The sequence below is a fragment of the Dokdonella sp. genome (assembly GCF_039926425.1).
Classification (GTDB): domain Bacteria; phylum Pseudomonadota; class Gammaproteobacteria; order Xanthomonadales; family Rhodanobacteraceae; genus Dokdonella_A.
Window position 1 is genome coordinate 38,448 of sequence record NZ_JBDSWZ010000074.1, and the last position, 6,290, is coordinate 44,737.

Annotated in this window: 7 protein-coding genes; 5 read left to right on the forward strand and 2 right to left on the reverse strand. The window is 65.5% G+C overall.

What is annotated here, in order from left to right; translation table 11 throughout:
• Nucleotides 1–180: 180 nt before the first annotated feature.
• Entirely contained in the window at nucleotides 181–1,629 is a 1,449-nt protein-coding gene (locus tag ABIV12_RS04450) for a M48 family metalloprotease (protein ID WP_348056647.1), read from the reverse strand.
• Between the two features lie 225 nt (nucleotides 1,630–1,854).
• On the opposite strand from ABIV12_RS04450, the gene ABIV12_RS04455 reads away from it, so the two are divergent.
• From ABIV12_RS04455 to ABIV12_RS04475, 5 genes are all read left to right on the forward strand, one after another.
• Nucleotides 1,855–2,202 (forward strand): YciI family protein, encoded by a 348-nt coding sequence (locus ABIV12_RS04455; RefSeq protein WP_348056649.1) that lies wholly within the window; start codon nucleotides 1,855–1,857, stop codon nucleotides 2,200–2,202.
• A 54-nt stretch (nucleotides 2,203–2,256) separates the two neighbouring features.
• Complete coding sequence (locus ABIV12_RS04460) at nucleotides 2,257–3,534, forward strand: DUF6596 domain-containing protein (protein ID WP_348056651.1); 1,278 nt, start codon at nucleotides 2,257–2,259, stop codon at nucleotides 3,532–3,534.
• Between the two features lie 123 nt (nucleotides 3,535–3,657).
• Entirely contained in the window at nucleotides 3,658–4,920 is a 1,263-nt protein-coding gene (locus ABIV12_RS04465) for a hypothetical protein (RefSeq protein ID WP_348056653.1), read from the forward strand.
• A 231-nt stretch (nucleotides 4,921–5,151) separates the two neighbouring features.
• Complete coding sequence (locus tag ABIV12_RS04470; protein WP_348056655.1) at nucleotides 5,152–5,526, forward strand: hypothetical protein; 375 nt, start codon at nucleotides 5,152–5,154, stop codon at nucleotides 5,524–5,526.
• 162 nt (nucleotides 5,527–5,688) lie between these two features.
• Nucleotides 5,689–6,009, forward strand: coding sequence for a DUF3761 domain-containing protein (locus ABIV12_RS04475; protein WP_348056657.1), 321 nt, complete (start codon nucleotides 5,689–5,691; stop codon nucleotides 6,007–6,009).
• 93 nt (nucleotides 6,010–6,102) lie between these two features.
• Here the strand turns inward: ABIV12_RS04475 and ABIV12_RS04480 are convergent.
• Nucleotides 6,103–6,290 (reverse strand): PPC domain-containing protein (locus tag ABIV12_RS04480; RefSeq protein ID WP_348056659.1); only part of this gene is annotated, 188 nt, incomplete at its 5' end.

A 6,290-nucleotide genomic window follows, 5' to 3' on the forward strand; every position in this document is an offset into this window, starting at 1 on the left:
CAACCCTTGCTCCAACGCGTCTGAATTGCACGCCGTGCCGCTACATGGGGCGCGTCCGCGGCAACGTCAAGCGTTGCTCGATTCCGGGGTGAAGCGTTCCCGCACAAAACGATCGGTCACAGCCAGAACGAACCGCACGCACGCCCGCCCGCGCAGGCACTGCGAGGCAACGCGTGGGCCTCAGCGCACGATTGCGTGGATGAGCATCGCGGGCAGCCACGTGAAGAGCCCGGACAGTGCGACCGAAATGTACAGCAGGCCGAACACCACCACCCCCATCAGCACCGCGAGCAACGCGCACACAGGCGCGAGGATGACCCACGCCCAACCGGGTATTGTCCGCTCCAAACGCGGCGACACGCGCGCGCCCATCAGACCGAGTGCCTGCAGGCGTCGATCCAGCGAAGGCGCCATCGGCACACTCGCGCGGCCGAGGATGCTGCGCGCGCCGATCAGCCCGCTCGGCACTACGCACAGATGGGCGATCCAGCTTCCGAAGGCCCCGTCGACCGGCGCTCCCCGCAGTTTTTCCAGCGCGTGCCCCAGCGTGTCGGGGTCGCGAGTCAGTCGCACCGCCGTCGCGTCCGCCATCGACTTGCGTCGACGCCAGGTGAGCGCGAGCAGCGGACCGAGCACCAGTGCGCACAGCAACCCGCCGAAGAAGCCGCTGATCGCGAGCGGACCTGCGAGCGGCATCCAGAGCAGGGTTTTCCAGGGAATCCTGTCGGACCTGTCGGCTGGAGCCGGCGCAGTGTCCGAACGCTCCGGCTCGAACGGATTGGTGAGCTCCATGACCAGCTCGCCATCGCGGGCGCTGCCGCCGGGTTTGAGCGCCGCGAGCAGGAGTTTCAAAAATCGACGCGCGCCCTCACGATCGGTGAACGACGTTCCGAGTTTCGAGATCAGCCCGAACAGGCCGAGCATCGTTGCGATGCGTGCGCCGATCCGCATGTCGCCGTTGGCGATCGACCCGACCAGATGAGCGGCAATGCCCTGCAACTGGGCGCGATCCAGTTCGACGAGCAGGCCCGTCGTGACGACGATGGTGGCATGCGCCCTGTCGGCACCGAACGCTGCCGCGTTCACCGCACTGGTTGGCGCGACGAGCACACGCGGCATCGCCAGGCCGGCAGCCACCGCCATTTCGCCGACGACGTTGGCAAACCGCTGCTCGGCAAGCACGCCGCGATCGATGGGTCGCGCGAGGGCTGCGATGGAATCGCTCCCCATCGCCTCGCGCGTGATGCGTCCGAGCGTGCGCACCGCAAGCGCCATCACGACGAGACCCGGCAGCGACGCAACGACCGCGAGTTGGAGCCAGCGTGCGGCGGGAATGCTTTCCAGATGATCGGTTGTCTCGGACATCACCTGGGTGATGTCGCGTATCAGATCCGGCGTCGCGACGACATGGTTCGCGACATCGAGCAGCAGGCCAACGATCGCGTACAGCAACGGCGACATCAGCACGGCGACCACGAACGCCAGTACGATCGCGCAGAGCGCGGCGATCAGCGAGACCCGCAGCGCCGCGCGCCGGTGGCGCTCGATGCCGGCGAAGAATCCCTCGCGTTCGGCTGGCGTGAAGGGCGCCACGGAAGACCCGTCTGCGGACGGTGGATCGGTCGTCATCGTGTTGGAATGTCCGGAGGGAGCGCCGGCGGAACGCCGTTGCTCGACCTCCATACGGGAAACGGCCCGCCCGTCCGACAACGTCCGGGCGCGTGCCGACCTTCGACCGACGCGGCACCATGTCCCCCGGCGCGCATCGATCGGCCGACCTGTCCAAATGCGACAATCGCAAACGTCATCGTAGTGGCGGCATCCTGGCCGTCGACCATCACGAGGAAGGCAACCATGCAGTATCTGTTGATGTTGTATTCGGACGAGAGCGGTTGGGACGCGATGAGCGAAGTCGAGCGCGGACACGGAATCGCCGCCTACACCGCCTACACCGAAGCGCTGCAAAAGGCCGGTGCGCTGGCCGGATCGAACCGGCTGCAGCCGTCCGCATCGGCGACCACCGTGCGCTTGAAAGACGGCAAGCCGAACGTGCTCGATGGGCCGTATGCCGAGTCGAAGGAACAGCTCGGTGGCTACTACCTCATCGAAGCGGCCGATCTCGACGCGGCGCTGGCCTGGGCAGCGCGTTGCCCCGGAGCGGGTCATGGCACCATCGAGGTGCGTCCGGTCTGGTCGATGTAGGGGCGATCGCATGTCGTGGACGCCGCAAGGTGGACACCTGATGCGGACCGCTGCATGACGCTTGCCGGGATCAATCCGATCGATGCTGCACGTGCAACCGCCGAGGCGGTTGCACGTCGCAGTTACGGCAAGCTCGTCGCCTTTCTCGCTGCGCGGTCGCGCGATGTCGCTGCAGCGGAAGACGCGCTGGCGGACGCATTCGCGATCGCGTTGGCGGATTGGCCGCGCACCGGTTGCCCGACGAATCCGGAAGCGTGGCTGCTGACGGTGTCACGCAGGAAGCTGATCGATCGCGCGCGCCAGCAGGACATTGCGCTGGCCGCCGCAGCCGAGCTGCAACGGATGGCCGACACACTCGACGCCGCGCCGGACGATGCGACGATCCCCGACCATCGGCTGGCACTGATGTTCGCCTGCGCGCATCCGGCGATCGACGCCGGCGTTCGCGCGCCGTTGATGTTGCAGGCAGTACTCGGACTCGACGCTCGCCGGATCGCCGCCGCGTTCCTCATGTCGCCGGCAGCGATCGGCAAGCGTCTCGGCCGCGCGAAGGAGAAAATCCGCCAGGCGGCAATCCCGTTTCGGGTCCCCGCACGCGACGAACTCTACGGACGACTCGAAACCGTCCTCGATGCGGTCTACGCGGCCTTCGGCCACGGCTGGGCGGATCCTGCAGGAATCGATGCGACCCGCCGCAATCTGGCCGACGAAACGATTTTCCTCGCCCGCCTCCTCGTCACCTTGATGCCGAACGAGGCGGAATGCGCCGGACTGCTCGCCTGCCTGCTGCACGCACACGCCCGCCGCGCCGCGAGGCGCGACGCGAACGGCGACTACGTGCCGCTGACCGAACAGGACACGTCTGCCTGGGACGCGTCGATGATCGAGGAAGCGGAAGCCGCGCTCCGACGCGCGAGCGCGATGCACCAGATCGGGCGGTACCAATTGGAAGCGGCGCTGCAATCGGCGCAGGTCGAGCGACGACGCAGCGGCAAGGACGTCTCCCGTGCACTCGTGCAACTCCATGACGCGCTTGCGAAACGACTCGATTCCCCAGTCGCCGCGGTCAATCGCGCACTGGCCATCGCGGATCTCAGCGGCGCTGCGGCAGCGCTTGAAGCAATGCCCGATCCGGCCACGGACTCCCGCCTCGTCGGTTATCAACCGTACTGGGCGGCACTCGCCGATCTGCTGGCGCGCAACGGAGCCGATGCAGACGCACACGCGGCGTACGACATGGCGATTGCGCTCGAGAGCGACGATGCGGTCCGGCGTTTCCTGCGGCGGCGTCAGGGCCTGCTGGGTTCCGTCGTCGTGCGGTCAGAAATGTGACCGTCGTGACCGGCAAACCCTCCATCGTGCGGATAGATCGCATGCGTGAACTGTTCGCCGCGTCATGGATCGCGGCGAATGTCCGGTCCACAGTTCGCTCCGGATGGGACACCGGTGCACGGCATGATCAATCGAACGATGATTTCGGCGGCAGCGTTTTGCGTCGCCGGCACGATGTCGCCGGCTTCGGCGGGCGGACCGACCGGCACGGACGGCGTCTGGCAACCCATCACGATTGCCGCGCTGAACGGGGGTGATGCCAACGTCGACGATGGCGATTTCATCCAGAGCATCATGGCTGATCCGGCAAACCCCGGCGTGTTCTATCTCGGCGCGGGCAACAACGATGGCCGCGCGATCACCTGGCTGCGCACGACCGACTTCGGCGACACATGGACCGTGCGCAACGCCACCACGATGCACGGCAATCCGTGGGGCTTCAGCATCGATCCCGACCCGCTCCGACCGGCGGGAAGCGAACCCACCCTGTACTCGCCGGCGGGCTATGGCTCGTTCGGCGCATGGAAATCGACCGACGGCGCCGCATCATGGATCCGCCTGCAAGGAGCGGATGCGGCATTCGCGCCATTCAATCCGTTCGGCCCTACCCTGACCGATCTGTACCACGTGATGGTGCTTCCGGACGACCCACCGAACCACATCCTCGCGACCTATCACTACGGATTCGCCGACAACCCCGATGGCGGTTTCGGCGAGTCCTGGGACGGTGGTGTCAGCTGGGTCGTGCATCCGCCGCCGCCCGGAGTCGGCACGTCGCACTACGTCATTCCGATCAGTGGCACGACGTGGTGCGTGATTGCCCAGAGTAATAACGGGGAAAACGGCATCTGGCGCACCGCGACCGCAGGCCGCATCGGCGGCACTGCGGCACTGAAATTCCGCGACGGCGCGATCAGCGCCTCCGCATGGGCCAAGGTGAGCGACGTCGAACACGTGCATGGGAGCTTCGGCGCCTGGAAAATCGCCGATGGCACGTGGTACGCGGCGGGTTGGAACGACATCGCCAAATCGAGCGACCAGGGCGCGACGTGGACCACAGTCGTGTCGGGCAACTGGCCCGGAACGTTCGAAGGCGTGCAGACGTCGGGCATCGTCGCGACAGCGAACTACCTCTACGGAAATTCGTTCATCGGAACGACGCAAGCCCGTGCAGTCATTGGCGACGATACGAACTGGGTGCGCGACTACAGTGCACCGGTCAATGCGAACGGCTCGAATCCCTATGGCACATCGGTCGCATATGCCGCGTCGATCGGCCGCTACGTGATCCTGATGGGCGATCACACGCATGGCGTCGTCTGGCGCTACATCGAGCCGGCAGTGGATACGATCTTTGCCAGCGGATTCGATGATCCATCGCGCTGACGATGGAGTGCCGGTCCGCGTTTTGGCGTTGCGCTTCGCGCTCCGCATCCGTCAATCGACGACGGCACCGTGTGCAAATGCACAATCCGCGAATCGACCGCGCACGCGTCGGTCGGCGATCAGCGGCAATCCGATTTCCTGCTAGTCTCCCGGCATCGGTCCATGTGCGGGGGTTTTATGCGACAGCGTTTGGCAGTGACGGGGCTTCTGTGTGGACTGGTCATCGGAGTCATGCCGATCTTTCCTGCGCGCGCGGCGGATCCGGTGACGGACCAGCGCATCAAGGCGCTGGAGGCGCGGATGGCCGAACTCGAAAAACGCCTCGGTGTGTATGAGTCGACCCCGCCGGCGCCGATCGCAGCACCGATCGCAGCACCTGCCGCCACCTCACCGGTCGTGGTCGCACCCCCGCCTCCACCCAAGCCGATCTCCGCGGGCGACTGGTCGGGACTGCACCGAGGCATGGGCGAGCGCGCGGTGACGACCCTGCTGGGCCGACCGCAGAGCAAGCAAATCACCTCGGTGTCGGAAACCTGGTTCTACGACGGCGACCGTCGCGTCGGATTCGATCGCGACGGCAAGGTCGACAACTGGAGTCAGCCCTGAGCACCACGGAGCTTTGATTCCTGCTGACCGGTTCCCAATCGCACCGGTCGGTATCGATTTCAAACACGATCGGACTGCGTGGCGCGCTCGATTGAGCAGCGACACCATTCATGGCACGCAATATGCCTCTCTCATTGCGCTTGTCAACGAAGGGAGTGCGCCATGAATTCCAGAAATATACTCCAGCTTGTCGCGTGTGCCGCGGTTCTGGCCCTTGCGGCGACGGCCGCGCCGGTGTCTGCAGCGGAAGGAAAAGGCTGCGCGTTGCGCGCTGCAGGTCCGCAGAATGCCGCCAATGCGACCATCGGACACCTCAACGCAGACGGTAAATGCGTCGCGAAGGCGCCGCCCAAGACCAAGGAAAGCGATGGGCTCGAAGCCAGCGCCCAATGCCGTGATTTGTCGTTTAGCTACAACCCTCGGCGCGAAAGTGCCTGTGCAAAGCACGGTGGCGTGATGGAGTGGCTGGTCGCCCAGCAGTAATCTCCGCTACGCACACGAGATACCACGCGCAAAAAAAGGTGGCGGATTGCTCCGCCACCTTGTCGTCAGTTGCCCGAGTGCATCGACATGCCGCTACGGCGTGTATGTGGCCTTCAGCGTGATGCCCGATGCCGCGGTGTACCCGTACACGCGAATGTAGTACGTGGTTGCCGACGGCGAATTGATCGAACAGCTTTCGGTGTTGCCGGTTGCCCACGACCGGCAGGTATAGGTCGAGGTGGTCGGCGCGGAGCCGGAACGGACATACAGATCTCCGTCAC